General features: G+C 45.0%; 2 protein-coding genes. Both read right to left on the bottom strand.

What is annotated here, in order from left to right; genetic code table 11:
* Positions 1 to 37 precede the first annotated feature (37 nt).
* Positions 38 to 568: a hypothetical protein gene (locus tag Q0338_RS05870; RefSeq protein WP_298085943.1), complete on the bottom strand. Its 531-nt coding sequence runs from the start codon at positions 566 to 568 to the stop codon at positions 38 to 40.
* Between the two features lie 171 nt (positions 569 to 739).
* On the bottom strand, positions 740 to 1,603 hold the full coding sequence (locus tag Q0338_RS05875; protein WP_298085944.1) for a 3'(2'),5'-bisphosphate nucleotidase CysQ: 864 nt from the start codon (positions 1,601 to 1,603) through the stop codon (positions 740 to 742).
* Positions 1,604 to 1,729: the final 126 nt, after the last annotated feature.

A 1,729-nucleotide genomic window follows, 5' to 3' on the forward strand; every position in this document is an offset into this window, starting at 1 on the left:
TAAAAGCGCCAAATTTATAGAATCTAAAATCGTTTCGCTAAAAAAATACCGCGACAATCGCCGCAAACGCTAAGACTGAATAAATTAAGATTTTGACTATGCTTGTTTTTGCGCCGGCTTTTCGCTCGTAAAATACGCTTAATTTGTATTCCGAGCTCTTAAGCGTGCGCCATGCCGCAAAAATCGCCATCACCAAAAGTAACGAGCAAAATTCTCGCGACGGCAAGCTTCTAAAATCCTCCAAAAATAAAATGGTCGCAAGAAGCGTCGCCAAGCAAAATAGCATAAAAAATACCCAGCTCAAAGCGATGAAAAATACGGCGTCCATTTTGCAATCTATGCCGTGATTTTTATATGCTGCGACTCTAAAGCCGATATAAACGGCAAGCAATGCGCAAGATAGTATCGTGAGCGGGTTAAATAGCACAGAAAGCGTCATTTGGCTCGTCTCCGCGCCCAAGATAGACGCCATGGGCGCAAAAGTAACGAAGGCGCAAAAGTAAAAAAGGATAAATAAAATTCTAGCCTGGAAAATGACGCTAAGAACTGATTTTATGATTTTTAACAATTGTTTCCTTTAAACGTTTGGCGACTTAGGGCTTGAAATTTGACTACGATTTTAGCTAAATTTTAAATGAAATTTATCGACTCTCGTCTAGCAGGTCTTAAATTCGGCGTTGCTATATAATGTATTTACTTGAGCCGTTTAAATTTGAAATGCAGCGGGTCGCCTTTTGGTTTATAAATTTAGCTCTTTTATCGCTCGTAAAATTTCATCCTCGCGGGCTAAAAAATCCTTTGCGATGACGATAAATTCGTTATTTTTTAGCGAGGCTGCGTCGTAGATCGGCGCTTTTAGCGTCGCTAGATCGATCATCTTTGCTCCCGTGCCTGCAGCGATTATCTCGCCAGCGGCGTTGTCCCAGATGGAGCTTGGCGAGTAGCGTATATACGCACCCGCGAGGTTTTCGGCGATGCGGCAGTATTTGATCGCCGAGCTTAGCCGCGCGATGTCAAAATTTAGAGCGGTCGCAAGCTTGCCCGCCGTTACGTTTTTGCCGCGTTTGCCGCTGATTATCGTTTGCGGCGCGCACTCTTTCGCGGCTAGAGTTTGCGGGATAAACGCTCCGTTTTTATAAAGCTCTTTTTGCGTTTGTCCGCCCTTTGCCGCGCTATAAATTTCGCCGGTAACGGGCACGTAGATAACGCCAAGAATGGGGCGACCGTCCTCTATGAGCGCGATACATACGCAAAACTCGCCGCTACCGCTGATAAAATCCTTTGTGCCGTCTAGTGGGTCGATGAGCCAAAACGTCCGCGCGGACTCGCCCAAAATCTTTTCCTCCGAGCAAATTTGGATTTGCGAGCTTTTTAGCGTTTCAAATATCGCCGCATTTGCCGCAAGATCGGCCGAAGTCACTGGCGAGCTGTCTGTTTTTAAATTTACCTCGAAATCCCGGCCGTTTTTACCGCATACGCTTTCGCTCAAGGTCGAACGAGCCGCTAAAATCTCGTCGTCAAAGCCCTTGTGAGCGTAAAATTTCATTATCTCGTCGCCTGCTTTGATGGCTGCAAGCTTGGCTAGGTTTAGTAATTTTTGCATTTTGGTTTCTTTTCTAGCGGCTTGTCTCTTGCGCGCCTTTAAATGAGCTAGAAATTTTCTCCCTCGATGAACTATATGTTCTATCTTCGGTCGAAAATTTCGTCGCAACATTTAAATTCATCGCAA

Origin of the sequence: uncultured Campylobacter sp., assembly GCF_938018145.1 — a bacterium.
In the GTDB taxonomy this organism is placed as follows: domain Bacteria; phylum Campylobacterota; class Campylobacteria; order Campylobacterales; family Campylobacteraceae; genus Campylobacter_A.

Excerpts from the sequence above, each read along its gene's own strand:
- Q0338_RS05875 (WP_298085944.1), bottom strand. The coding sequence starts at position 1,603 with ATGCAAAAATTACTAAACCTAGCCAAGCTTGCAGCCATCAAAGCAGGC.